Source organism: Methylophaga sp. UBA2513 (assembly GCF_002341285.1).
Classification (GTDB): Bacteria; Pseudomonadota; Gammaproteobacteria; order Nitrosococcales; family Methylophagaceae; genus Methylophaga; species Methylophaga marina.
This window is the reverse complement of record NZ_DDNT01000008.1, coordinates 92340-115909: the sequence shown is the minus strand read 5'-3', so window position 1 is coordinate 115909 and position 23570 is coordinate 92340. Positions and strand designations below refer to the sequence as shown.

Annotated in this window: 25 protein-coding genes; 18 read left to right on the top strand and 7 right to left on the bottom strand. The window is 44.0% G+C overall.

Annotation, left to right across the window (positions count from 1 at the left end; translation table 11 throughout):
* Positions 1-159: 159 nt before the first annotated feature.
* Positions 160-1152: a rhodanese-related sulfurtransferase gene (locus tag B3V56_RS05045; protein ID WP_289284022.1), complete on the top strand. Its 993-nt coding sequence runs from the start codon at positions 160-162 to the stop codon at positions 1150-1152.
* A 1-nt stretch (position 1153) separates the two neighbouring features.
* Positions 1154-2818 (top strand): gamma-glutamyltransferase, encoded by a 1665-nt coding sequence (gene ggt / locus B3V56_RS05040; protein WP_289282440.1) that lies wholly within the window; start codon positions 1154-1156, stop codon positions 2816-2818.
* Here the strand turns inward: ggt and B3V56_RS05035 are convergent, their stop codons facing one another.
* Together B3V56_RS05035 and B3V56_RS05030 are read right to left on the bottom strand one after the other, a co-directional pair.
* Positions 2819-3289 carry a hypothetical protein gene (locus tag B3V56_RS05035; RefSeq protein ID WP_289282441.1) on the bottom strand — a complete coding sequence of 157 codons (471 nt, stop codon included), beginning with the start codon at positions 3287-3289 and terminating at the stop codon, positions 2819-2821.
* 20 nt (positions 3290-3309) lie between these two features.
* The gene (locus tag B3V56_RS05030) at positions 3310-3750 is read right to left on the bottom strand and encodes a hypothetical protein (protein WP_289282442.1); all 441 of its coding nucleotides are present in this window, start codon (positions 3748-3750) and stop codon (positions 3310-3312) included.
* Between the two features lie 34 nt (positions 3751-3784).
* On the opposite strand from B3V56_RS05030, the gene B3V56_RS05025 reads away from it, so the two are divergent.
* Entirely contained in the window at positions 3785-4552 is a 768-nt protein-coding gene (locus B3V56_RS05025; protein WP_289284021.1) for a TatD family hydrolase, read from the top strand.
* On the opposite strand, the gene B3V56_RS05020 is transcribed toward B3V56_RS05025, so the two are convergent.
* Complete coding sequence (locus B3V56_RS05020; RefSeq protein WP_289243930.1) at positions 4549-4839, bottom strand: ferritin-like domain-containing protein; 291 nt, start codon at positions 4837-4839, stop codon at positions 4549-4551. The genes B3V56_RS05025 and B3V56_RS05020 overlap by 4 nt on opposite strands.
* A 129-nt stretch (positions 4840-4968) precedes the next feature.
* Between B3V56_RS05020 and B3V56_RS05015 the strand changes: the two genes are divergently transcribed.
* The 7 genes from B3V56_RS05015 to B3V56_RS04985 all read left to right on the top strand — a co-directional run bounded on the left by B3V56_RS05015 (position 4969) and on the right by B3V56_RS04985 (position 10828).
* The gene (locus tag B3V56_RS05015) at positions 4969-5880 is read left to right on the top strand and encodes an AAA family ATPase (RefSeq protein WP_286305313.1); all 912 of its coding nucleotides are present in this window, start codon (positions 4969-4971) and stop codon (positions 5878-5880) included.
* Between the two features lie 2 nt (positions 5881-5882).
* On the top strand, positions 5883-6845 hold the full coding sequence (locus tag B3V56_RS05010) for a DUF58 domain-containing protein (RefSeq protein ID WP_289284020.1): 963 nt from the start codon (positions 5883-5885) through the stop codon (positions 6843-6845).
* A complete protein-coding gene (locus B3V56_RS05005) occupies positions 6832-8880 on the top strand; it encodes a transglutaminase TgpA family protein (RefSeq protein ID WP_289282445.1) in 2049 nt (682 codons plus the stop codon). Before B3V56_RS05010 ends, B3V56_RS05005 begins: the two co-directional genes overlap by 14 nt.
* Before the next feature lie 70 nt (positions 8881-8950).
* A complete protein-coding gene (locus B3V56_RS05000) occupies positions 8951-9688 on the top strand; it encodes a tRNA threonylcarbamoyladenosine dehydratase (RefSeq protein WP_289282446.1) in 738 nt (245 codons plus the stop codon).
* Complete coding sequence (locus B3V56_RS04995) at positions 9681-10184, top strand: hypothetical protein (RefSeq protein ID WP_289282447.1); 504 nt, start codon at positions 9681-9683, stop codon at positions 10182-10184. Before B3V56_RS05000 ends, B3V56_RS04995 begins: the two co-directional genes overlap by 8 nt.
* 133 nt (positions 10185-10317) lie before the next feature.
* A complete protein-coding gene (locus B3V56_RS04990) occupies positions 10318-10572 on the top strand; it encodes a type II toxin-antitoxin system Phd/YefM family antitoxin (protein WP_286305317.1) in 255 nt (84 codons plus the stop codon).
* Positions 10565-10828, top strand: a complete 264-nt coding sequence (locus tag B3V56_RS04985; protein ID WP_286305318.1) for a Txe/YoeB family addiction module toxin — start codon at positions 10565-10567, stop codon at positions 10826-10828. Before B3V56_RS04990 ends, B3V56_RS04985 begins: the two co-directional genes overlap by 8 nt.
* 116 nt (positions 10829-10944) lie before the next feature.
* Here the strand turns inward: B3V56_RS04985 and B3V56_RS04980 are convergent, their stop codons facing one another.
* On the bottom strand, positions 10945-11925 hold the full coding sequence (locus B3V56_RS04980; protein WP_289282448.1) for an IS110 family transposase: 981 nt from the start codon (positions 11923-11925) through the stop codon (positions 10945-10947).
* Positions 11926-12218: 293 nt separating this feature from the next.
* On the opposite strand from B3V56_RS04980, the gene B3V56_RS04975 reads away from it, so the two are divergent.
* Entirely contained in the window at positions 12219-12713 is a 495-nt protein-coding gene (locus tag B3V56_RS04975) for an aminoacyl-tRNA deacylase (RefSeq protein ID WP_289282449.1), read from the top strand.
* A 68-nt stretch (positions 12714-12781) separates the two neighbouring features.
* Here B3V56_RS04975 and B3V56_RS04970 read toward each other — a convergent pair whose 3' ends face one another.
* Complete coding sequence (locus B3V56_RS04970) at positions 12782-15181, bottom strand: mechanosensitive ion channel domain-containing protein (protein WP_289284019.1); 2400 nt, start codon at positions 15179-15181, stop codon at positions 12782-12784.
* 210 nt (positions 15182-15391) lie between these two features.
* Between B3V56_RS04970 and B3V56_RS04965 the strand changes: the two genes are divergently transcribed.
* Entirely contained in the window at positions 15392-16609 is a 1218-nt protein-coding gene (locus tag B3V56_RS04965; protein ID WP_289284018.1) for an MFS transporter, read from the top strand.
* Between the two features lie 174 nt (positions 16610-16783).
* Positions 16784-17176 (top strand): DUF2846 domain-containing protein, encoded by a 393-nt coding sequence (locus B3V56_RS04960; RefSeq protein ID WP_289283571.1) that lies wholly within the window; start codon positions 16784-16786, stop codon positions 17174-17176.
* Between the two features lie 56 nt (positions 17177-17232).
* On the opposite strand, the gene B3V56_RS04955 is transcribed toward B3V56_RS04960, so the two are convergent.
* On the bottom strand, positions 17233-18027 hold the full coding sequence (locus tag B3V56_RS04955) for an SDR family NAD(P)-dependent oxidoreductase (protein ID WP_289283570.1): 795 nt from the start codon (positions 18025-18027) through the stop codon (positions 17233-17235).
* Positions 18028-18222: 195 nt separating this feature from the next.
* On the bottom strand, positions 18223-19023 hold the full coding sequence (locus B3V56_RS04950; RefSeq protein WP_289283569.1) for a response regulator: 801 nt from the start codon (positions 19021-19023) through the stop codon (positions 18223-18225).
* Positions 19024-19205: 182 nt separating this feature from the next.
* On the opposite strand from B3V56_RS04950, the gene B3V56_RS04945 reads away from it, so the two are divergent.
* The 5 genes from B3V56_RS04945 (at position 19206) to B3V56_RS04925 (ending at position 23542) form a co-directional block, all read left to right on the top strand.
* Positions 19206-20738 carry a bifunctional GNAT family N-acetyltransferase/carbon-nitrogen hydrolase family protein gene (locus B3V56_RS04945; RefSeq protein WP_289283568.1) on the top strand — a complete coding sequence of 511 codons (1533 nt, stop codon included), beginning with the start codon at positions 19206-19208 and terminating at the stop codon, positions 20736-20738.
* Positions 20735-21121 carry a YybH family protein gene (locus B3V56_RS04940; RefSeq protein WP_289283567.1) on the top strand — a complete coding sequence of 129 codons (387 nt, stop codon included), beginning with the start codon at positions 20735-20737 and terminating at the stop codon, positions 21119-21121. The genes B3V56_RS04945 and B3V56_RS04940 overlap by 4 nt, the downstream gene beginning before the upstream one ends.
* Before the next feature lie 31 nt (positions 21122-21152).
* Positions 21153-21740 (top strand): hypothetical protein, encoded by a 588-nt coding sequence (locus B3V56_RS04935; RefSeq protein WP_289283566.1) that lies wholly within the window; start codon positions 21153-21155, stop codon positions 21738-21740.
* Between the two features lie 11 nt (positions 21741-21751).
* Positions 21752-22174, top strand: coding sequence for an MAPEG family protein (locus tag B3V56_RS04930; RefSeq protein ID WP_289283565.1), 423 nt, complete (start codon positions 21752-21754; stop codon positions 22172-22174).
* Between the two features lie 126 nt (positions 22175-22300).
* Entirely contained in the window at positions 22301-23542 is a 1242-nt protein-coding gene (locus tag B3V56_RS04925; RefSeq protein WP_289284017.1) for a sensor domain-containing phosphodiesterase, read from the top strand.
* The last annotated feature ends 28 nt before the right edge of the window (positions 23543-23570 follow it).

Sequence of the window (23570 nt, the reverse complement as noted above, 5' to 3'; positions counted from 1 at the left end):
ATGCAGCTGCTTATTGAAATTATCTGACAAAAATATTAACGCTGAAATTCATCAGCCAGCACGGTAAATTTGCCTTATTTTTTATGAATCATTCATAGCAGGACAGCGACGTTAAATAAACGTAAAATAACGAGATTTATTTCAGTTTCAGGAAACACCATGTCCCATATTGTCGTTTGTGCGTTATATAAATTTGTCACGCTAGACAATTACACCGAGTTAAAAACGCCGTTACTTGATTTCATGCTCGAACACGAGGTTCGCGGCACATTATTGCTGGCACAAGAAGGCATTAATGGCACGGTTGCAGGCTCCAGAGAAGCCATCGATGCTTTGCTTAATTATTTGCAACAGGATCCAAGATTGGATCCGATAAGTTACAAAGAATCCTTCACTGATACCGCGCCGTTTATGCGCACCCGGGTCAAACTCAAAAAAGAAATCGTCACCATGGGCGTAGAAGGCATTGATCCAAAACAAGTCGTCGGTACCTATGTCAAACCCAAACAGTGGAACGAACTGATCTCTGCCTCCGATGTATTGTTAATCGATACCCGCAATGATTATGAAGTCCAGGTTGGCACCTTCAAAAATGCAGTGAATCCACAAACCGATAGTTTCAGAGAGTTTCCTGACTACGTGAAATCCCACTTGGATCCTGAAAAACACAAACGTGTTGCGATGTTCTGCACAGGCGGTATTCGTTGTGAAAAATCTACGGCCTTCCTCAAAGAACAAGGATTTGACGAGGTATACCATCTGGAAGGTGGCATTCTGAAATACCTGGAGGAAGTCCCTGCTGAAGAATCCATGTGGCAAGGTGAATGTTTTGTATTTGATGACCGAGTCACGGTCAATCACAATCTGGAAAAAGGCGACTATGATCAATGTCACGCCTGCCGACTACCCATTACTGAAGAAGAAAAACAAAGCCCGTTGTATCAAAAAGGCGTCAGCTGTCCGCATTGTTATGACAAAACCACACCTGAGCAAAAAGCCCGTTATGCTGAGCGTGAAAAGCAAATTCAATTAGCTAGACAACGTGGTGAGGCGCATATCGGTGTCGAAACTCAGGAAGCTGTTGAAAAACATCGTGCCGAAAAAAAACGCCGCCGCGAATTAGACCGTCAGGCAGCTAAGACAAAGGCTTGATATGCGTCTAGTCCATCTTCTTTGCCTTAGTTTTTGTTTATGCGTTACCCCGGTCTGGGCAAGCGAACATGATGTTGCCGTCGCCAGCGCTCACCCCTTAGCCACACAAGCCGGTATTGAGATTCTGGAACAAGGTGGCAATGCCTTTGATGCTGCCGTGGCCGTCACCGCTGCCTTAGCTGTCGTCGAGCCTGCGGGATCAGGTCTGGGCGGTGGCGGTTTCTGGTTACTACATCAGGCAGAAACTAACAAAGATATTATGGTGGATGGACGTGAAATGGCGCCCGGTAAAGCCAGTACTGATATGTATCTCAATCAGCAAGGCGAGTTCGAACAATCCCGCTCCCTCAATGGCCCACTTGCTGCCGGCATTCCCGGTGTGCCCGCTGGTATCGTATATCTAAGCGAGCACTACGGTAAATTGCCTCTTAAACAAAGTCTGGCACCCGCTATTCGTTATGCGCTAGAAGGTTTTGCAGTGGGTCAGCACTACACCGATATGGCGCGTTTTCGGCTGTCGGCATTAAACCAATACGCCGCCAGCCGTCGGCAGTTTCTTGATAATGGACAAGTCCCCAGTGTGGGCACCGTCATTAAACAGCCTGACTTAGCACATACGCTGAATAACATTGCCCAACAAGGTAAAGCTGGTTTTTATGAGGGCAATATTGCCCAGCGTTTAGTTGAAGCTGTTCAGCAGCAGGGTGGCATCTGGACTTTAGATGATTTACAGCATTATGAAGTCAAACTCAGACAACCGATAAAAGGGCTTTATCAAGGCTACACCATCACCTCTGCAGCCCTTCCCTCTTCAGGCGGTATTGTGATGGTCAATGCATTAAATCAGCTTTCCGCTTTTGACTTGGCTGACGCTAAGACCACACAGAAAAGGCATCTGGTCATCGAAGCTATGCGCCGGTCTTATCGTGATCGCAGTCGTTTTCTGGGTGATGCTGATTTTGTAGCTATTCCTGATTACTTAACTTCGGTCGACTATGGTAAACAACTTAGCGACACGATTGATCCGGTTCATGCGACGCCGAGTCCCGCCCTGACAGACCAATCCATTGAAGGCGAAGATACCACGCACATTTCCATACTCGACAGTCAGGGTAATCGGGTGGCTGCTACGTTAAGTGTTAACTATCCATTCGGTTCTGGGTTTGTTGCAGAAGGAACTGGCGTATTACTTAACGACGAAATGGATGACTTTTCTGCCCCATCTGGTGCCGCCAATGTTTATGGTCTTGTTGGTGAAAAAGCCAATGCTATTGCCCCCTACAAGCGACCACTGTCGAGCATGACACCGACCTTTGTCGAAAATAATGATCGTTTACTTATTACCGGCACACCCGGTGGCAGCCGCATTATCAGTATGGTGTTACTTAGCGTGCTTGATTTTATCGAAGGCAAAAGTGCAGAAGTTATCGTGGCTGCACCTCGCTACCATCATCAATATCTACCTGATGAAGTGCAGGTAGAAAACGTGGGTTTTAACGAACAGGAACTGGATGCACTAAAGCAAAGAGGTCATCACATCACCCCACTATCACGTCAATACGGTGATATGCACATCATCATCCAAGATAAAATCAATCGCACACTCAATGCCGCCAGCGATCCGCGTGGTGAAGGTCAGGCGACGATCATCACACTGGAAAAATAATCACAGCCGCATTTTTTGCGGCATAACGCCTCTTCTTGCTTGCGCTAGGGCGCTGGTTTCTAAAATAATCAAACCCACTATCGTCAGTGAGATCGGAATCAGACAAAACCAGCCAACCACCGCCAGTTGAATCATTCGCATATTGGCATCTTCCTGTCCTTGTAACACACCCCAAGCGATAAGAAAGAGTACAAGTGAGACGGCATAAGACACAATAAGAAAACGACTACGACGCCAGGCACATTGCCAATGTGCTAATACCAGTTCCGTTTTATTTGCAGGCCTGTGTGCTTGAATCCAGATCGATAAAATCATCATCAGTGAGCAGGCAATTGGCACACTGAAAATTAGCCACAGATTTTCCGTTGCAAAAAGTATGGCTGGCAAAAGAAAATGAAAAATAGCGATATTGAACATCATCCTTTCATGCGGCTGACTGGCGAGATGTGCTGTGTTATCCGTTTCAGACATAAAGACTCCCCTATTGATTATTACGCACCTTTGCGTGCATCAGATAAAGCGGTCATTTCCAACATAAAGATGAACAAAACCATCAGTAAAATCGGTACGGCCGCAATTCGGCTGAAGACTACGAGCATAATGGTCGCCATATTATGATCAGGCTGCATAGCTGAAATAGACCATGCCACCAGCATAATGACAACAGACACGCCATAGCTGATTAGCAACCACTTGGCATGACGCCATGCTAAATTCCAGTGTTGCTGAGTGACTACACTAGCATACTGACCAAACTTGGCTTTCCAGGCAATCCAGCCTATGCTGACCAGAGCACCCACAAGCGCAAAACTCAGAATCCAGGCAATGTGTCCGGAACTGAATGCAGCCACAGGAAGCAATAAATGAAACAAGGCGAGATTAATCATCATACGTTCATGCGGCAGGCTGGCTTCTTTTATATCATTGTTCATCATTTAATCCATTAACATTTGCTAATATAGCTTTATGATGAACCTGATAGACAGTCATTGCCACCTTGATTTTGATGCTTTTGATAAAGACAGAGAAAACATTCTTTCTGAATGTGCTTCATCCGGCATTCAACAGATCATCGTACCCGGCGTTACTGTATCCCAGTGGCCAAAACTCATTAAAACCTGTGACCATTATCCGGCGCTTAGGTTGGCTTTGGGCTTACACCCGATGTTTATGGCGGAACATAAGCCTGATCATATTGATCAGTTACACACAGCATTAACAAAGAACAAAGCGACCGCTGTTGGTGAAATTGGTCTCGACTTTTTCGTCGCTGATGCTGACAAAGAAGCACAGACCGAGCTGTTTAAAAAACAGCTAAAGCTCGCCGCTGATTTCAACCTACCCGTTATTCTGCATGTTCGCAAAGCGCATGATGAAGTGCTTAAACTGCTGAGAGAAATCAAGGTTCCGGGCGGCATTGTGCATGCGTTTAATGGCAGTCTGCAGCAGGCAGAACATTATCAAAAACTGGGATTTTTATTTGGCGTTGGCGGTGCCCTAACCTACCCTAGAGCAAACAAATTGAAAACGTTATTTAGCCAATTACCAGAAGAGTATATTGTGCTGGAAACGGATGCGCCCGATATGCCTCTCGCGGGTTATCAAGGTGAGCGAAATACGCCTGAACGCATTCCTATCATTCTCAGCACACTGGCTGAGCTACGTTCGGTTTCAGAAGCATCGCTGGCAGCAGCCACCACGGCCAACTGCCAGAGAGTGTTTCATCTGGTTTAATCGTGATGACCGATTTCACCTTCCGTGAATAAATAGTCTTTCAACTCATCATTAAATTTAGGATCACGACGACGAATCCATTCCAGTGTCATAGCAGCATGCTCTTTTTCTTCGTCACGATTATGTTCCAGAATTTTTTTCAACTCAGGGTCATGACAGGCATCTACCCGCTGGTTATACCAATCAACGGCTTCTAGCTCTTCCATTAATGAAACTATCGCGCGATGCATATCGCGAGTTTCAGTTGATAATTCTTCGATGGGTTCGTGATAGCCTTCACTTGCCATATAAATCTCCTCTCTCTTAAAAGTGGTTGTATACGATGTTCTTGTGAACGATGCTAAAACTAGCATGTAGGGCGATAAGTTGGCACTATCAGAGGTTAAAAAACATCATAAATAATTCTCAGGACCATCATGGCAAATAAAGATATTTCGCTGATTCTAGACACTGTTAACGACATTATTATTGGAAAACAACAACCTATAAAACTGGCCCTGGCCTGTCTGTTAGCCAGAGGTCATTTGCTGATTGAAGATCTGCCGGGTGTAGGCAAAACCACGTTAGCTCATACGCTTGCGGCTACCATGGGGCTGAGTTTTCAACGCATTCAATTCACCAGTGATATGTTGCCCGCCGATATTATTGGTATCAGCATTTATGATAGGGAGTCCTCTAAGTTTCATTTCCACCACGGCCCTATTTTTACTCAGTTTATTCTGGCTGATGAAGTCAATCGCGCCTCGCCCCGAACCCAAAGTGCGCTGCTTGAAGCCATGGAAGAGCATCAAGTTACCGTAGATAACGACACCTTAAATCTACCTGAACCATTTTTTGTGATTGCCACGCAAAATCCCAGTCATCAGATTGGCACTTTCCCTTTACCGGAATCGCAGCTAGATCGCTTCCTGATGCGCATAGAACTGGGCTACCCCGATGCCAACGCGGAGCGACAATTACTCAAGGGAATAGATAGGCGTCAACTGTTAAAGCAACTTCAGGCAGTCATCACAGCCAACGTACTACTAACACTACAACAGCAAGCCAGCGAACTTATCGTGTCGGATGCGCTGATTGATTACCTGCAAAAAATTCTGCAACACACACGTGAATCCGGCCATTATCATCACGGTCTGTCTCCCAGAGCGGGTTTAGGTTTACTTAACGCGGCAAAAGCCTGGGCATTTATTGAAGGCCGCGATCATGTCTTACCGGAAGATATACAAGCCGTTTTGCCTAGTGTGGTGAATCATCGTCTGCAATTGGTGGATGAGACGCAACAGCCAGACTGGATTGATAGTTTAATTCAACAAGTTCCTATCCCCTGATAATGGTCAACAGCTTCACTCAATTTTGGCAGAAATGGCAGCAGCGACAGCGTATCTTTATTATGCCGTCAGCCTATGGTTATGCTTATGTCGTGCTGCTGATAGTCATGTTGCTGGGCGCGATTAATTATAATAATAGTCTCGGACATTTACTGTGCTTTTTGCTGGTTGGTCTTGGTCAGGTAGCGATGCATCATAGTCATCGAAATATCAAACATCTGAGTTTGACGGTGACAGCTTTAGATCCGGTGTTCTACGGCCAATCTGCCCAGTTTCGATTAACGACAAACAACACGAAACCACAGGCTAGTTTTCAGCTGGAGGTCCGACACAAAATCAGTACAAAGAAATCACGTTGGCCCTTTATCAAACGTTATCAATCTTTGCAGTTATTGGATAAGGTTGATGGCCATAGCAACCACACGTCGACACTGACTATCCCAACACTAAAACGTGGATGGCAACCATTAAATACCCTTAGCGTGACTAGCAGCTATCCTCTCGGTTTATTTCAGTGTTGGACATTATTCGACACCTCAGCTCAGGTCTTGGTCTATCCTCAGGCGAAAGGTCAAAAGCCATTACCCATGAACGCTGAGACCGGACAGGAAGCACGCAAGCATGAGCAGCAAGGAGAAGATGATTTTGCAGGCTTACGATCCTATCGCGAAGGTGAAGCGTTGCACCGCGTCGCCTGGAAAGCGATGGCTCGTGATGATCAGATGCGTAGCAAACAGTTCTCATCACCACAAGGCAGAGAGATATTATTCCGCTGGGAAGATGTGGCTGATATCAACGACACTGAGCAAAAACTGTCTCAGCTCAGTCAATGGATTTGCCAGGCAGAGCAACAAGGTGATCGCTATGGCCTGATGTTACCTCACACTGAAGTCGCTACTTCTCATGGTCCGTCTCATCAACATCATTGTTTAAAATTGTTGGCGTTGTTTGATGAAAACCGTTGATTTATCACCACCGCAAGCCACTATCAATGCTTTAATTCTGGCGCTGAGTCTTGCGGCTATTCCACACATTATCTACCAGCCTGTATGGGTAGGCATGACGTTTGTGATCATGATTAGCTGGCGCTTATTGCATCACTGGAAAGACTGGCCTTTGCCTGCAGCGAGTCGCTGGTTGAAAGTGTTACACAACGGCACAGCCCTGCTGACTATTGTGATGCTTTTTGCCCAGTTTGGTCTCACCATTGGCCGTGATGCCGGTGCCGCTTTACTCACTATGATGCTGGCCTTCAAAGTGGTGGAAATCCGCTCTCTGCGTGACTATTACCTCAGCTGTTTTCTGGGTTTCTTTGTCGTCATTACCAACTTCTTTTACAGCCAAAGTGTGTTTATGGTGGTGCTAATGCTGATTGTGGTTATCGGCCTTGGATATTGCTTACTCAGTGTGAACAGTCAGGTCAGTGCACTCAATATCAAACAACGCTTATGGTTATCCAGCAAAATGGTGTTACAAGCCACACCGATGATGCTGTTTCTGTTTGTGTTATTCCCACGCATCTCAGGCCCTATCTGGGGGCTGCCACAAGATGCAAATGCCAATCAGTCTGCTCAAATGACAGAGCAACTCACCTTGGGAGAACTGCCTCCATCACAGGGAACTACCGGCATTAATGACCAAATTCAGATGGGTAAAATCAGTCAGCTTATTCAATCTGATGCCATCGCTTTTCGGGTTAAATTTACTGATAATGTCAAACCTGCCCCGTCAGAACTTTACTGGCGTGGCCCGGTTTTATGGAAAACCAATGGCACAGTCTGGTCGCCCATTGCAGAAAAAAATATAGACTCATCCAAGCCCAATATTCAGGTGTCAGGAGATGCTTACAACTATCAGATGACGTTGGAGCCACATAACAAAAAATGGTTATTTGCGCTCGACTTCCCAACACAATTGCCAACATCACTCTCGACACATATCAAGACAGATGGCCAACTAAACAGTACTAAAGCCATTAAACAACGCACACAATATTCCCTGATATCCAGCCCGTCTTACACTTTTAATGCTTCATCTGATCCAAACCTTCATGCCGCATTACAACTGCCTGAAAACAAGCACACTAAAACACGTGCTTTGGCTCACAAATGGCAGCAGCAATCAGCTACACCTCAGCAGTATATTGATACCATCTTAGCCTTTTTTACAAACGATGGTTTTGTCTATTCACTCAGCCCACCCGCACTTCGCGGCGACACGGTGGATCAGTTCTTATTCACTACCAAAGAAGGTTTCTGCGAACACTATGCCGCCAGTTTTACTGTGCTAATGCGAGCGGCAGGCATTCCGGCACGTATTGTCACGGGTTATCAGGGCGGAGATATTAACCCGGTTGATAATATTCTCACTGTCAGACAACGTGACGCGCATGCCTGGAGCGAAGTCTGGCTAGCCGGTCAAGGCTGGGTAAGAATTGATCCAACGGCCGCTGTGTCACATCAACGTATTGAACAAGGCATCGGACAGCTATTACCGCCTGGAAGACAATCACCTGCAATGCTTGGCAATCACAGTCAACTCGTCGCGGCATGGAACAGTCTCAAAAATAACTGGAACGCATTTAACACCGCCTGGGATATGTGGGTGGTGTCTTTCGGCCCGGAGCGCCAGCTTGAGTTGTTATCAAAACTGGGCATGACTAATCCAAACTGGAAGAAAATGACGCTGGTCTTGACGATCTTATTCGTTCTCACCGGACTCATTATGATGTTGAGTGTCTGGTTTAAACGTTCACCTGATGATCCAGCTGTTGCCTTGTATCAGCAATTTTGTAAGAAATTAGCTAGAACGGACATAACAAAAGCCGACTACGAAGGCCCTCAAGATTTTGCCCAACGCGCTCAAGTCGCCTTACCCAAGTATCAGCAGCAAATTGAGAGCATTACCACCCAATTTACAACTTGGCGCTATCGCCAACAAGACGATCAAACGCTGGCCTCATTACGTGAAGAAGTAAAGGCATTTAACCCCAAGCGTTAACTGTCTTTGCCAAGCTGCGTGAATTTACGGAAAATAGACAACCTTAATTTGTTGGTTTCAAGGAACACGCATGGCACATTCCAATCCCCTGTTTGAACGCACTCACATTTTGATTGGTGATGAAGGCATCGAAAAGCTGCAAAACAGCCATATTTTTCTGGCGGGCATTGGTGGTGTGGGCTCTTATACAGCGGAAGCCTTGGCCAGAATGGGCGTGGGTAAAATGACACTGGTTGACCATGACGTAGTGTCCGGCTCGAACATGAACCGCCAGCTTGTTGCGCTACGTTCGACTGTGGATGTATTAAAAGCTGACGTCATCGCTGATCGTATTAAAGATATTAACCCGGACTGTCAGGTCACCTTAATCACCGACTTTTTAACACCAGAGTCGATCCCCACCGTATTATCACAAGACTACGATGTAGTGATCGATGCAATTGATAGCTTAAGCAGTAAAGCTGCTTTATTAGAGACCGCATGGCGCAACGAGATGACGGTCTTTGCCAGTATGGGGGCCGGTGGAAAGCTCGATCCCACCCAAGTCAAAACCGGTGATTTAATGGATACCTCCATTTGTAAACTTGCCAAACACTTACGTGGGCAATTACGTAAACGTGGTATTGGCAGAGGCATTCAGACGGTGTACTCATTGGAAGCACCACTACCTCCGTTACCACCAGAACCGGTCAGCCGTGGTCGGGCACGTGCCGTGAATGGCACGGTCAGTTATATGCCATCCATCTTTGGCTTAACCTTAGCAGGTCTGGTTATCAATCACATTATCGGTGACTCACGACGTGTCTGATCCGACGGATGTTATTAACTGCAATGACTTTATGTTGCAGCAACTACACACCCTACTCAGCAAATACGGCTTGGAAATAGAGAAAGTCTCAACAGATGAAGCCATTCCAGGCAGTTTTTTTGGTGAACGTGAAGCCGGTTTAATTGGGAATAAACTCATCGTCCGTTCAGACACCCCGGTTCATTCTGTCTTACACGAAGCGGGTCACTATATCTGTATGGACCCAAAGCGTCGAGCCAACTTACATACTGATGCTGAAGGTGATTACGATGAAGAAAACGGCGTCTGTTATCTTCAAATTCTATTAGCCGGCCATATCCAGCAAATGGGCCAATCTCGTATGCTCAGAGATATGGATCGCTGGGGTTACACCTTTCGTCTAGGCAGTGCCAAGGCCTGGTTTGAACAAGATGCCGACGACGCTCGTCAATGGTTGGAAGACTTCAATATTATCGATTCAGCACAACAGCCCACATGGCAGGTTCGTAGCACATAATCATTCACGCTCTTACCTGTTTCTCTTTTTATATCAGTACTTTTAATAAGATTGTAGAGTTGAACAACTTTCTGTACAGGTATTGAATTTTTATCTATACTTGTACAATAAATTGTACATATTAAGGTGTGATATGAAAGTTGTTTCTTTTACAGAAGCGCGTAATAGTTTGAAGGCTGTTTTAGATCGAGTTATCAATGATGCCGACACCACAGTTATTTCACGTCGAGACTCTCAGGATGCGGTGGTAATGTCATTAGATTATTACAATAGTCTAATGGAAACCGTTCATTTACTTCGTTCCCCCGCAAACGTTGAGCATCTGAATAAATCCATTGCTCAGTATAAACAAGGAAAAGTTGCAGAACGGAAATTACTGGATGAGTAAACGACTGCTGACATGGACAGATGAAGCATGGAATAGCTATTTATATTGGCAGACACAAGACAAAAAAACGCTCAAACGAATCAATAAGTTGATTGCTGATGTTAAACGCTCCCCATTTGAAGGCATAGGAAAACCAGAGGCCTTAAAAGAAAACTTGTCTGGCTTTTGGTCACGGAGAATCGATGACATCAATAGATTAGTCTATGCCGTCGATAACAGTGCTATAACTATTATTTCCTGCCGCTATCATTATTAACGGCTATACCGAAAAGAAAATCATCAATCGTTGGGTTTCGCTAACGCTTTACCCAACCTACACAATAAAAAAACTCTCTTTCGTAGATACCATCTCTCCAAACCGAGCACAATAACCTAAATCAGGCATTGTGGCCGATATTCGCTTTGGTGTTTCACGACACCAAAACAAATTTGCACAAGCTTTCTCATCGCCGCCACAATGGCTTGCATCTTACTTTTTCCCTTGCTCAGTAGTCGTTGATACTGAGCACGAAGATCCGGGTTACAAGAGACAGAAGTGACTGCGGCCATATAGAGTTTGGCTCTGATTTTCGATGATCCTTGCTTGCTTAAACGGCTTCGACCTTTCCATTGTCCTGACTCTTGTATCCGTGGGATCAAACCTATAAACGCAGCCACTTGTCCTGCACAAGCAAATTGATGACCGTGTAAGACGCTCAGCATAACGCGTGATACTACTCGTCCAACACCAGGAATACTGGTCATCAAATCTCTATCCTTTTTGAGCTGAGGATGACGGTCAATATGGTCATCAATACTTTGCTCAAGCTGCTTCTTTTCAGCTGTAAGATAAGTCACCATATGTGTGATTGATTCAATGATACGGTCTGAAGAACAACTAAATTGGGCTTTTTCAAGACGATTCAATTCGCGTTGAAGATCGGTTTCAAGCGCGTCAAAACGAGCGAGCAATGCTTTGAGCTCTCTGACTTCAGGAGACTCTGGCTGCCACGCTCTTGGCATCATTCTGTGGCTAAATAACGCCAGCATGACACTATCTTTTAAATCAGTTTTGTGGGTATTCCCTAAACTGTTTGCAAAATCTTTTGAACGCGCGGGGTTAAGTACACAGACTTTAAAACCTAATTTGTGTAGGGTACAAGCCATGGGTTCATGGTAGATACCCGTTGATTCCATTACAACCTGAATACTTGAAGCAGCTGCCTTGGTTTGATGTGTTAACCACTTAGCTAAATCATCATGACCGGCATGCGTGTTTTTGAATACCTTGGTTTTTATTTTGTTATTTTCAGGATCGCTCAACCAACAACAATCCAGCTTGGTTTTACTTATATCAATTCCAATGTGGTGCATCTCTTATTACCCTTGTTCATACAGCATCACTGAAAAGACAGTGCGCTTGGATACCATTCAATATAGTGAGAATAATGAACTTGGGAGTTAAATCTACGACTCTGCATCATGTGCCAAGGTTGGGTTCAACTTCTCCAAGTTCAGGAACCTCTGCTAGCTAAACAGATATTCCTGGAGAGATACAAGGTTGGGTTGAAGCATGAAACCCAACAAATACAACCACTTCAAAAATCTGATTTTCACTGTACACTGACTAATATCCAAACTTAACTATGGCACTTACAGGAGGCACAATGAGTACGCCGATTTCTTCTCCCGTCACTGATTTACTTGAAGCACAAGGTATTGCGTTTGAAGTGATTGAAATTCCACTAACCGAAGATAAAAAGCCGGTGCGTAACCTGGAAGAACTGTTAAGCAGTCAGGGGCATGATCCGAAATCTGTGGTGCGTAGTTTGTTGTTTAAAACCGGTTCGGATAATTATGTGTTGTTAGCCGTTGCCAGCGGTGGTCGAGCTGACTGGGGCATTTTGAGAAAGCACCTGGAAGAACGAAAGCTGCGTATGGCCGAATTTGATGAAGTGCCAGAAGCGACGGGCTATGTAGTAGGTGCTGTGCCACCGATTGCTTTGCCTGACAGCGTCACTGTGTTACTCGATGAGAGTGTGACAAAATTTGATAATGTCGTGATTGGCAGTGGCGTCTTAGGTTACGCCTTGGGCTTAACCTCAGCTGACTTACAAAAAGTGATGGCTGATGTCGACCGCGGCACATTTGTGAAAGAGTAAAAAGCAAAGACACGCTATATAAAAAGGCTGACATCATGATGATGTCAGCCTTTTTTGTATGATAGCATCTACTCCCCGTCGTCGAAGTCACCTTTATATTTCGGGTTAGGTTTAGCTGACTTCGAACGCTTATCTCCTTTTTCCTGATGTGAATGAGAGTCTGGCTGCTCTTCTTGTTCAGTATCACCATGTGATAACTCTTTCACTTCAAGCTCATTCACCATACGTAAAGGTGCCGCTGGCGCTTTACCCTCTTTGTCCTCACCAAAGTAAAGAGTGAGGTGTGGGAATGGAATTTCGATACCCGCAGCATCCAGATGGCGTTTAACCAGACGGTTATAGGCGCGGCCAATACTCCACTGACTGCCTGGCAGCGTTTTGATTCTGACTCGAATATTTACCGAGCTATCTGCAAGAGCTGTCACACCATGTACTTCCAGCTCATCATCAAGAATTTGAGAGCGTAATTCATCATCAGACATCAATTCTGCAAACGCTTCACGCAATTTGATGATGACTTGATCAGTATCTTCCCTATAAGCCACACCATACTCACCGAGATGATATGCAAACTCTCGCATATAGTTGGATACCGTCCCCACTGATGAGAATGGAATAATATGGAATGTACCAGACAGATCACGTAAGCCCAGCGAACGAATAGTCAGCTTTTCGGCTACGCCAGTAATACCATCTGCTGTGACCACATCACCTGTATTAATCGCATTTTCTAGCTGGATAAATATACCGGTAATCACATCTTGAACCAGTTTTTGTGCACCAAAGCCAATGGCTAAGCCCATCACGCCAGCACCAGCAATCAGCGGTCCGATATTGATACCCACTTCAGATAAAACGATCATAACGGTCATCACCGTAATGGTGATGGCAACCGCATTCCTGAAAATAGTTAACAGCGTTTTCTCTCTGGCACTGGGCATATGACCGCTATCTTCAGGATTGAGACGATGCTCAATCCAGCTGGCCAGCACAATCCATGTCAGCATCGCAGCTGACACAATTAAGAAAATCGAAATGGCTGAGGTGATGACGTGCATTCCCGTCGCAGAACTCATCCAGTTCGCTAAATTCACAATGCCCCAGGCATCCAGAATGGCACTGATAACCAGCACAACAACTATCAACTTGAAGACTTTAAATACACGAGGCAGCTGCTCATTAATACGATTCTCGGCATTTGCCAGGTGCTGCTTAAAGGCTTTTGGCAGAGTAATGCCATGTTCAGAGGCCATATCCAACAAAGCAATCACCCCGATACCGACCAGAACAGCTACAACTGTTTTTATCGTCGCTAACAGAATAATCGGCAAGGCCTCTTCTGATTTCACTAAAAGCCCTGTACCCAATACCAGAAAATAGATAGATGCAAACCAATGCCAAGTCTTGGCTAAGACCCGTAAGGTGACATCATTCACACTAAAATGGCTATGTTTGGCTGTAGCGATTAACTGCTCTTTCACCGTATTTTTCTTTTTAAAGACCACGCTTAGAGCAAAAATAATGGTAAAGAGAACAATAACAAGATTGGCTAATTGACTCAGACTTTCTGAAATCGACATAGCCAGAAATGGCACAATAAACAACGTGCCGTAACCAACTAATGACACGATGATAGAAAAGAAGCTCGACCAGTAACGAGCGGTTTCCGTGGAAATAGAGAGTAAGCGCAAGCCTTCATTTCTTGCTGCAAATATAGCTCTAATCAGTACTTTGGTAAGTTCAACTGCCAGGAAGATATTTAAAAACAGCGTTTCTGAAACAGCAATATCACCTACTTTTCCTACCGCTAACAAAGCAACGCCATACCCCGCCAGCCAAGCTAATGCCACTACAGCAATATCTACAATTGTTGCAATGATGACCGCGGTTACTTTAATGATAACAGCATGTGTACTATGCTCACGCATAGCGAAATTGTTGGTACTGCGAAAAATAAACCGAGCCAGTATTCTGAATATAATAAAACTCAGAATCGTTGCTGCAGCAACAATCGCTGTAGTGATGAGATCCTTAAACCAACCTTGAGTCGTTTTATCAGATCCTGTCCAGATAGAGGTAATCGCATCCCAACTACCTTTAAGGGTGGACATCATGGTTTGAACAACCGACTGACTTTGCTCTGCAATAGCCGCGGCAAGGGAATCCTCAGACTTTTTGTCTTCCGCTTTTTTTTCGCTATTCGATGACTCTTTGCCATTTTGCTTATCAGCATTGTCTGACAAATTATTTAATTCTTCGATTAACTTATCACGCGTTTCAGGATTCTCAATTAAGTTGGCTAAACTTCGGTAAACATCGGCTTGTGATTCACCCGATTTTGGATTCTGCAAGCTTGTAGAAGATGGATCAGCATTCGCCATCGATTGCGTTGGTGAAGCCAAACCCAGCAAAAATACAGTGATAAGTAATAGCTGGGGCAATAAAAAATACGTTCGGACGTTTGGCACAAAGTTCTCCTGAAGTTAAGCCAAATTATATATTGCGAAAAAGATAATGGCTGGCAACCATAACAACTCAGCACATCAGACACAAATTAGAACACACTCATGACAATCAATAAATGTGGTGATTGAATTGAATGTCAGGCTGGTAGAATAGAATCAAAAATAATCTATCCTCTATTTTCTATCAAAGATTCTTTTCAGACAGGACTTCTTATGGACTCTGATATCCGACTCAGTTATGCCGGGTTGTTAAAAAATCATTTTGGTCTGATTGCTGCTGCTTATCTGGCAGTGTTTACCGGTAATCTTGGACAAAGCTTTTTTATTGGTTTATTTCGGACTGATATCAGCGAATATCTTAATATATCTGCCGGTGAGTTTGGCTCTATCTACGCGGTGATTACGATGATCAGTGGCTTTTTGGTCATGCACTTTGGTCCAAAAATCGACTGGATAGCGCCGCGTCGTTATGTACTTAGCGTGCTTATTGTTTTAACGATTGGCGTATTAATGCTCACCTTGTCCCCCTGGTGGGGCTTATGTGTGTTTGGCCTGGGTTTGCAGCGCTTATGTGGACAGGGATTGATGACTCATTTTGGCAGCACACTTGCCGGACGTGAATTCTCTACTAATCGAGGTAAAGCACTGGGGCTTGTCACGCTGGGCATGCCAACAGGTGAAATTATATTACCGCCTATTATTGCTTTAATGGCTGTCAGTTTTAGCTGGCAGCAGGTGTGGTGGAGTAGTCTTGCCGTGCTTATTGGGCTCTGGGCTTTACTGATTTTATTTGTTGACTGGCCTCCTGCACCACGTCAAAAGAACGAGCATAAACAACATAAAGACGCAGGACCCAGCCCTACCCGTGATCTACGTTTCTGGTTATTACTGCCAATGCTGATGGTATTACCCATTACCCTGACAGGCATTTTTATCTATCAAGCTCAGATGACAAAAGATTTACTCGCCAGCCCGACGACATATGCTTTGGCCTTAACAGGATTAGGTATCGCTCGTTTTCCCGGAGCGTTATTAGGGGGGCGTTGGATTGATGAATACGGTGCCACCACGTTGGCAAAACTTTACCTGATTCCATTTGCTTTAGCCTTATTAATTGCCGCTACCGTTGGTGGGGATATGGGTATCTGGATTTTAATGCTTGGGGCTGGCACAGCATTAGGTATGTCTTCGCCGATTGGGGATACGTTATTGGTTCGACTATGGGGCCGAGATCACTTAGGTCAGGTGCGTTCGTTGAAGTCAGCCTTTTTAGTATTTTCTACTGGTATCGCACCGGCATTTTTGGGTTTTATGATCGATGCCGATGTCTCTTTTCAGAGCATCTTACTAGGGATGCTGACTTTCCTAGTCATTGCCTGGATATTGGCACAAGGGCCGATAAAGGAAGCACATCAAAGTTCGGAGATATAATTTTTTCATTCTACAGTTTTTCCGTTATTATCAAATCAACCTTAAATGACCTTGCGTAATTTAAGGTTGATTATTCCCATTTAAATTTAAAAACAAGGAAAGTAGATGAAAAAAGTATAATTTGCTGCTGTTTTGGTAGCAGTAACATTCCTATCTGGTTGCGCTTCTGTTCCAATGGAAAGCAAAGAAAACAGCGAGCTGGCAAAACAATTCAAGTCTCCCTCAGAAGGTAATTCAGGCTTGTATGTTTATCGCTCAGGTAGCTTTGGTGACGCACTCAAAAAAGACGTCTGGGTTGATGGAGATTGCCTGGGTGAAACTGCTCCAGACATGTTCTTTTACAAAGAAGTAAAAGGTGATGAGCAGCATAAAATTGCTACCGAATCAGAGTTCTCACCTAACGACTTATTGTTGAATACCGAAACTGGCAAAAACTATTTCATTAGACAGTATATGAAAATAGGTGTTTTTGTGGGTGGTGCCGGTGTAGATCTTGTTGATGAAGAAAAAGGCAAAAAAGACATTAGCTCTTTAAACATGGCAAAAACTGGAACATGCAGTAAATAATCTTAAAAACCAATGAGAGATATTCTTTCTCTCATTGGCTTCACTATTAACCCGTTCTAAGGACAGGTATAACCACCATCTATCACCAAATCTGTGCCAGTCATAAATGAAGACTCATCAGACGCCAGAAAGATCGTACCGTAGGCAATTTCATGAGGTTTACCAAAGCGTTTCATCGGCACCATTGAGATAAGTGCGTCCCATTCTTCTTTTGGCACACTGCTTTCAAATAAATTGGTATCGAACATACCGGGACAAATGGCATTAATTCGAATATTGTCGCCGACAAATTCCAACGCCGCTGACTTGGTCATTAATCTGACAGCACCTTTCGTACTCTGATAAGCCGTGGAGACACCTGCTCCCGCAATGCCGTAGATAGATGAAAAGTTAACAATAGAACCACCGCCTGCGCGTTTCATGGCCGGCACGGCAGCTTTCATTCCTAATAAAACGCCGAGTTGGTTTATATTGACTATCTGGTAAAACTTTTCGACAGTATGCTCAAGTAAGCCTGCGTGATAATAAATGCCAGCATTATTGACCAATACATCCAGACGACCAAAATGCTTTTCGGTTTCTGCAACAGCATCTTCCCAGTCTTGTTCCTTGGTCACGTTGAGCGCTACGGCAATCGCTTCTCCCCCGCTCTGTTTGATTTCCTCAACCAGCTTAAGCGTTTTGTTCCACAGAGCATCGGCAGCTTGTCCATCGGCAATGATCGGATCCTGCTTTAAATTAGCTGCCACAATTTTGGCACCTTCTTTTGCCATCATCCGAACCTGCTCACTACCGAGTCCGCCGCCAGCCCCTGTTATTAAAATGACTTTATTGTCTAATCTGCCCGCCATGATTGTTTCCTCTACTCTTTTGAAAGAATGAAAAGCAATGAAATACCTTGCTTGTTAGAAACATCGTAGAAAGGATAAAAAAGTGCCGCAAGACGGCACTTTTCAGAAACTTAGTTACTTAAAAGTAACCTTTGCTAGGCAATATCGATGAGGAAAAAGTACTAACCCCAGACAGGGCAATAGCTAGAGCTGATCTCAGCTCTCATCAAGAACGCTGACTAATAATTGGCGAATCGCTTCAGGCTCAAACGGTTTATCACAGATAGCGGTCACACCTGCGGCTTTGACTTCACCTAAACGGGCAGCATCGTCATCGCTGGTGACCATGATGATAGGTAAAAATGCATTATTGAGCTCTTGACGGACATATTCGACTAACTGCTTGCCATCCATATTCGGCATATTCAGGTCGGTAAAAATCAAATCAAACTCATTATTTTTTATGACTTCTGCTGCCGCTGCACCGTCATTCGCTTTGGATATAATCACCATTCCTAGGTTTTTCAATACACGGGTAATATGGTTTCGGGCAGTCAGGCTATCATCAACCACCAGCACTTTTAGTTCCTGGATATCATAATTTTCCAGTTCCAGTCTGGCGGGTTCCATAAAGTCGATAGTGGTTGCCAGGGCTTTTTCTAAATCCTGGCTATTAAATGGCTTCGGTAGCATCGCCACAATACCAGCCTGACGCACATCATCCAGCTCTTCAAAACGTGTTTCGCTTGATACCAGCATGAAGTATGTGGTGGTTTCATTTTTAAACTTGCGAGCGAGGGCAATCAGCTTTGCAGCCTCCATATCAGCTAAATGCAAAGCACTGATAACTAAATCAGGCGGATATTGCATCATGATTTTTAATGCTTCCATCCCCGTTGCAACACCTTCAATGTTATACACACCTGCCTGCTGAAGATGGCTAACAATAATTTTGCGTTGAGTGGCAGAAGGCTCCACCAGCACAATAGATAAATCCGACAAACTCACTGAAGCCATATGTTCAACTCCGTTGTTTAAAGACTGGCTATGGCTAAAATATACCAAGAAGTGTCGTATCGTGCTCGATAGATGACTTATTCCTATAAGTTATCACTGACATTATCAAATTTTTTTCACACTGACTTTTATATTATCAGTCACTCACCTATGCTGTATGCGTCAACTGATAAAGGAATGTTATGCCTGAAGATCTGCACATCAAGATTCGTAATTTGGAAAAATCCGATTACCCTCAGCTCAAACTATTGATGGATAAAATTTACGATGATATTGGTGGCGCCTGGCCGGAACATACTATTTTCAAACTGATTGATGACCTACCTGAAGGTCAGATTTGTATCATTGATCATGACACTATCATTGGGGTCGCTCTGTCAGTACAGGTGAATTACCAACGCTTTAGTAACCCACATACCTATGATGATTTAATCAGCAAAAAAGAAACCATTCTGAATAATAAAAATGGTGATGCTCTGTATGGGCTAGATGTCTTGATTCATCCTGATTACCGGGGCTATCGTCTGGGAAGGCGTTTATACGAAGCGCGCAAAGAGCTATGCAGACAACATAATCTGAGAGCGATTCTGGCCGGTGGTCGTATTCCCAACTATCATCAGTATGCTGAAGAAATGACGCCCGCTGAGTATTTTGAAGCGGTTAAAAACAAACGTATTTATGACCCAATTCTGACCTTCCAGTTATCAAATGACTTTCAGGTCACGCGCCTATTAAAACAATATCTGCCTGAAGATGAAAAGTCTCAGGGTTACGCGACTTTGCTGGAATGGCGCAATATTTTTTATGAACCTGAAAGTACCGTTATTGAAACCCGTAAAACTCAGGTTCGCATTGGTGCTATCCAATGGCAGATGCGTGAAGTTGAGTCTGTTGAAGAATTGTTAAGTCAGGTCGAATATTTTATTGATGCCTTATCGAGTTATAAAAGCGACTTTGCCCTGTTCCCCGAGTTTTTCAATTCACCATTGATGGGACTCAGTCCAGATCAACGCAATCAGACCGAAGCGATTCGATTTTTAGCGAGTTTTACTGAGCGCTTTAAAACAGAAATGTCGCAAATGGCGGTCAGTTACAACATCAATGTGATTACAGGTTCCATGCCGTTATTAGAAGACGATGTGCTCTATAACGTCAGTTATCTCTGCCGTCGTGATGGCACGATTGAGAGACAAACTAAGGTCCATATCACGCCACATGAACGACGCGACTGGGTAATTGAAGGTGGCGACCAGTTACAGGTCTTTGAAACAGATGCCGGCCGTGTCGGCATATTGATATGTTATGACGTCGAATTTCCTGAGCTGGCTCGTTTGTTGGCACAGCAGGATATGGATATTCTTTTTGTGCCGTATTGGACTGATACCAAAAATGGTTATTTAAGGGTACGTCATTGTGCTCAGGCTCGCGCCATTGAGAATGAATGTTATGTGGTAATTTGTGGTAGTTGCGGTAACTTGCCACAAGTAGAAAACCTGGATGTCCAATATTCTCAGGCGGCCGTGTTCTCCCCTTCTGATTTCTCCTATCCACACGATGCCGTCATGGCAGAAACCACACCGAATACCGAAATGATCATGTTTTCAGATCTGGACTTGGATAAACTCAAGTTGACTCGAAGCGAAGGCTCGGTGAATAACCTAAAAGACAGACGGACTGAACTCTATACGCTCAATTGGAATGGGAAAAACAAATGACGGAACATCCCATCATCAGTCAGATCAAAGCAGCAGACCAAGCCATCATGGCGGAAGACTTTGATAGATTATTAGACATATACACTGGCGATGCGGTCTTAGTAGTACAACCCGGCATGAATGCGGTGGGCAAAGCTCAGATTCGTCAGGCATTTGAAAAAATTGCTGTTTACTTTCAGCATGGCTTACAGATCACACAGGAAGCGTTAGAGATTTTAGAAACTGGCGATACCGCCCTCGTATTGGCGAACACCATTATCTCTGCGCCTGATGCTGAACCGACCACAAGACAAGTCACATATGTATTTGTCAAAAACAGCGATGATATCTGGCGATGCGCCATTGATAATTCATACGGACATGCCATTCTTCAGAGCAAATAACAGCGTTTTATTTTATTAATACGAGGCTAAAATGGAATTAGAAACACAAACACCTCAAACCGTTATGGAAACGGATAGCAACCCTGCTGCAGGGGATCAAGCTTATTTTTCGGTATCCCCCACTAAGCTAAAGTGGCTTTATCTCGCCACATTCGGTTTATATGGTATCTACTGGTTTTATAAAAACTGGAAACTTCAGCAGCCTTATATCGATGGCAAAATCATGCCTGTCATGCGTGGCATATTCTCTATTTTTTTTGCTCATGCATTAACGAAACGCATCAAGCAAAGTATGTTACGTCAGGATATTCCCGAGAATAAACACCTGGGTTTTCTTGCAACCATGTTTGTTTTACTGGTCGTTCTTGGCAACCTGGCAAGCACCTTGGCTGATAACCAAGTCGTGCCGCCATATTTCAATATTATCTGGTTGATAATGTTCTACCTCAGTGCTTATCCGCTGATAGAGCTACAAGATAAAATCAATATGCTGAAAGACGATCCTATTGGCAGTATCAACTCACGCTATGACTGGAGAGGATACGGTGCCTTACTTATCGGTGGCGTGCTATGGCTGCTGGCTATACTTGGTGCGGTTGCCCTGATTGCCCAAAACTAAACGGAGACATCATGACATTAGAGAACATCTACCATTTAGCCTTTACCGGTTTATTTATCATTTTATTAACTCTGTTAATCCAGTGGTTTATAGCCAGTAAATCCAAAGCCTCTCAACCCGGTGCTGTGCCTGGGAAAATTGATGAGAACCTAAGTCACTCCTCTTTTGTTTTCCGTGCTCATCGAACCTTTATGAACTCACTTGAAAACCTGCCTTTGATGCTCGGGACGTCTTTTATGGCGATTCTTATCGGCGCTAATGCCCTATGGACAGGTATTTTTATTTGGGTATTTGCCATCGCCCGAATTTTTCATATGGCGTTATATTACAAAATTGCCACTGAAAAAAACCCAAGCCCAAGAACACTCTTTTTCATGATTGGTTTATTGGCAAACGTTGCATTGCTGGGCTTATGCGCGATAACGCTCATCTAGCCTAAGGCTATTGAGGCCCTTAAGTTAACCCTTGTTAAAACCTTGAGACTCGACAAAATATAAAATATTGGTAAATATGCAATGAAACGATAATTTCAAGCCCATACGTAGACGAGTTTTATGATAATGAGAGACACAATCCTCCAAGGCTTAGAAAGTGAAATAGCCTTGTCAGAAACGTCAGAAATTACTAGCAACCTCAGCTATATTTTGTCTGTTATCCGTAAACATCTGGACATGGACGTCGCGTTCATATCAGAAATTACTGATGATATGAGAAAAATCGAAATCGTTGATACTGCTTATCCTGATTCACCGCTCCCCCCTGGGCACGCCGATCCAACCGAACACACTTATTGCCAGAGAATTATTGAAGGTGAACTGAACGAAGTTATCCAAGACACATCAAAAAACCATATAACTAAAGTGATGCCTATTACTGAAGAGTTGCAAATTGGTAGCTACCTAGGCGCCCCTATTGTGCTGAATGATGGTGAGGTTTACGGCACGTTTTGCTGCTTCAGCCATACACCAAACGATAGTCTGAATGAACGAGATCTGGCGCTGATGAAAATATTTGCTGATATCGCTGCACGCCATATTGACAAGCAATTGCACAAGAACCAAGAAGACAACCAAATAAAAAAACGCATCACCGAAGTATTAAATAATCATGAGGTAAAAACCGTCTTCCAGCCTGTATTTCATGTGGACCAACAAAAAGTCATCGGCTATGAATGTTTATCGCGTTTTACCAGTACACCCTATCTCACTCCAGATATCTGGTTTCAGCAAGCAGAATCGGTTGGCTTAGGGGAAGAACTTGAAATCATGGCTATTGAGGCTGCCATTGATAAGATGAGTGCTTTCTCTAACGACACCAGTTTCTCATTAAATATTTCACCTGAATACGTGATAAATGGTGCTGTTGAGCGCGCATTAACTCAACATATTCTGGACAAAAAAATTGTCCTTGAAGTCACAGAACATGCTCAGATAACAGACTATCGCGCATTCAGAAATGCTGTCGAGTCATTACGTAATCAAGGTGTACGTCTTGCCATTGACGATGTCGGGGCAGGCTATTCCAACTTCCAGCACATACTTGAGTTGGGTGCAGATATCATCAAATTAGATATCAGCCTGATCAGAAATATTGATACCGATACGTCCAGAAAAGCACTTACCGCCGCATTAATTGCTTATGCAAAAGAAACTGCCTGTGAAGTTTTAGCCGAAGGGGTAGAAACTGAAGAGGAATTCCATGAACTGGTGCGGCTTGGCATCAATAAAATACAAGGCTATTTCATCAGCCAGCCGTTAGAGTTAGAACAAGCGATTCATTTTCAATGCCCAGAGTTTAATTAAAAGACACAGTAGATACGATGTCTTTTAC